The organism is Rhodospirillaceae bacterium, assembly GCA_028819475.1.
Classification (GTDB): Bacteria; Pseudomonadota; Alphaproteobacteria; order Bin65; family Bin65; genus Bin65.
In genome coordinates, this window is the sequence record JAPPLJ010000069.1 from 1 (window position 1) to 2386 (window position 2386).

Consider the following 2386-nt stretch of genomic DNA (forward strand, 5'->3'; position numbering starts at 1 on the left):
CGCCGCGCGCTTCGGCCTCCTGGCCTGGGAGGACCCCTGCGCGCAGGACGGCCCGACCTCGCCCTTCTGGGTCGAAGCGCCGGTGCTGCCGGCGGCCGCCGGGCCGCGGGCGACGCCGCTCATCGGCGCTGCGGCCGCCCCCGGCCTGTCGGTCGCGGGCCTGCGGCTGATCGACGGCAGCCTGGCGGTCAAGCTGGAGCATGGCGCCGCGGCGCTGCAGCTGGCGCTCGAACCGGGCGGCGGCTTCTCCCCCGGCGACGGCGTGCTGGCCCAGCACGACCTGCTGGCGGACCCGCAGACCTTCCTCACCCGGCTGCGCGACGCGCGCTCGATTGCCATGGGGGCGATAGCCGCCGGGTCCCTGGCCGCCGGGATGTCCCCTTGGCAGGGCGGGGGGCGGGGCGGATGTCGGGGGATGCAGACTTGCTGAAGGCGGTGGAGGGGCTGGCGGCCGGCAGGACGATGCGCGAGATCGCGCTCGACGTCTACGGCGCCGACACGGTCGCGGACCGGGGGCTGGACAAGGACGGCGACCTGCGCGCCGCGGCGCGCCGCCTGGTGAAGAAGGCGCAGTTCCTGATGAAGGGCGGCTATCTCGAACTCGCCGCCGGGCGCAGGCCCCGGCTGTGACGGCCGCGAAGAGGCCGGCGAAGACGCCGGAACCGCCGCCCCGACGAAAAACGCGAAACATGGAAGGATCGAAATGGACGAAAATCGGCCAGCAACCGAACCGGTATTGGCCGGCCGGACCGAGAAACGCCGCCCGCATTCGATCCGGTCCCGCGATCTGGAGTGGCAGCGGATCGAGGCCTGCGCCGGCCAACGGGGTCTCACCGGCCCGGAGTTCGTCCGCTTCGCCGCGCTGGCGGCGGTGGCGGACGGTCCCCCGGCGGGCCCAACGGCGGGCGCAGCGGCGGGCGTAGCGGCGGGCGCAGCGGCGGACCGGCTGGCGCCGCTGGTCGAGCGGACCTTCCGCGCGGCCTATATCCTGGCGTCGAAACTGCGCGCCGACATGCTCGGCGCAGGCCGCGAAGACGCCCTGAACGCGCTGGTCGCCGAAGCGCGCGGGCTCCAGGCCGACCTGATCGGCAGCGGTCCGGACGACGAAAACCGGTAGACGAAGACCGTCGGCGCGGTCTCCGGCAAGGCAATCTCGGGACAGTGGCCACTCTTCCGGCCCGCCCGGGAGGGCGATGCGGCGGGGACTCGGGCGGTTCTCCGGAGATGCGCGGGCGTTATTCGGCGGGTTCTTCAGAGAACCGCGCCGTATGCTCAGAGCATACAAGACTGTCAGGAAGATGCGGTAAGCGTATGCTCGGAGCATACAGGACCGTCGGGGAAGATGCGGCAGGCGTATGCTCAGAGCATACAAGGAAAATATGTTCAAGCGATTTCAAAGGGATGACGCCGTATGCTCAGAGCATACGCTCGGTCCAACAAGACCCTGGCGTCCGAAGACGCGCAAAGTGGCCTAAAGGCACGCAAAAGGCAGGCTCCGCGCGCGCATGCGCCCTCTTGCAGCCCGCTGCGTGGGGTGTGTGATTCAAGGCCGCCCCGGGCGGTCGGGACGGCCGTATCTGCTGAAGGATCGATCGGGGAAATCGCCGCCGGCTGACCCGGCGGACCGGAGCCGCCGCGGCGCTTGAGCGGGGGCGTCGCCGACGGGAGCGCCGGCAGTGCTGCGGACGCCGGTGCATCGGGTCCTGCATCGGGCCGTGCACGAGCCGGTGCGCGACGGCGGCTGCACTGGCGGCGGCGCGGTGCATCCGCTACTGTCGCGGGGCCGGTGCAGCAGGCCCGACAGGCTGCACGGGCGCAAGGGCCGGGCCGCGCCGCCGCCCGGTGTCCGGGATGACGGCGCGGCCCACTCGGATCGCGGCGGGCTATGCCGCGACGCGCTGAACCGGGATGCCAAGCTGCCGCGCCTTGTCCACAAGGTTGTCGGTGATGCCGGAACCGGGGAAGGCAATCACGCCGCGCGGCAGGAGATTGAGCAATTCGTCGTTGCGGCGGAAGGGTGCGGCGCGTCCGTGCCGGTTCCAGTCGGGCTTGCAGACGATCTGCTGGACGCCGTTGCGCTCGGCCCAGCGCGCCGCGATCTTCTCGACGCCGGGGCCGCCGCCATGGACCAGCACCATGTCGGCGTATTTCTCGCGCGCCTTGTCCAGCCGGGCGATCACCGCTGCCGGGTCCTGCACGTCCTTGCCGCCCGCGATGGCGACAAGGGTTCCGCTCGGCAGGTGCGCCATGGTCGCGCGGTCCTTGCGGGCGCGCATGAAGTCGCGGGCGTCGATGGCGGCGGATGTGAGGCTGCCGGTCTGCGAGACATGGCTGCCGCGCCGGGGCCGCCACAGGCTGCCGGTCTCGGCGCGGTAGGCTTCGGCGG

The 2386-nt window shown here is 72.1% G+C and carries 4 protein-coding genes; 3 read left to right on the forward strand and 1 reads right to left on the reverse strand.

Translation table 11 applies throughout. From position 1 onward, the window contains the following. The 3 genes from OXM58_20940 to OXM58_20950 all read left to right on the forward strand — a co-directional run. The coding region (locus OXM58_20940; GenBank protein MDE0150832.1) for a hypothetical protein at positions 1 to 430 on the forward strand (430 nt) is incomplete at its 5' end. Next, a complete protein-coding gene (locus tag OXM58_20945) occupies positions 424 to 630 on the forward strand; it encodes a DUF2285 domain-containing protein (GenBank protein MDE0150833.1) in 207 nt (68 codons plus the stop codon). The genes OXM58_20940 and OXM58_20945, both read left to right, overlap by 7 nt. Positions 631 to 703: 73 nt before the next feature. Continuing rightward, entirely contained in the window at positions 704 to 1117 is a 414-nt protein-coding gene (locus OXM58_20950; GenBank protein ID MDE0150834.1) for a hypothetical protein, read from the forward strand. 766 nt (positions 1118 to 1883) lie between these two features. Here OXM58_20950 and OXM58_20955 read toward each other — a convergent pair. Further along, positions 1884 to 2386, reverse strand: a 503-nt coding sequence (locus OXM58_20955; protein MDE0150835.1) for a DUF2493 domain-containing protein, incomplete at its 5' end; no start/stop codon positions are given.